This window comes from Bacillus sp. JJ1764 (assembly GCF_036962145.1).
Classification (GTDB): Bacteria; Bacillota; Bacilli; order Bacillales; family Cytobacillaceae; genus Neobacillus.
The window spans coordinates 1-284 of sequence record NZ_JBALNY010000011.1; positions in this window are offsets into that span (position 1 = coordinate 1).

Here is a 284-nt window from a genome sequence, read left to right on the forward strand (position 1 = left end):
GTTTTTCTTTTATCTATTGTTATTTTTAATAGTAGTAACGGTGTTGGCCTTTGTTTTTGGCATGCACAAGTTTGCATACATTAGCGGTTTTATACTCATATCCATTGCTTTAGGTGTTGGATATGTATATTCCGCAAGAGATGATCGGCGGTTTTAAGAGGAATTATTCAAAAATGGATGATGATTTAGGAAGTGATTTTTGAGAGTCTGATTGAGACAAGCCATTCAAAGATTGGTCGAAGCCCCAGTTTCTAAGGATCCTTATGGAATAATGTCTTTCATAG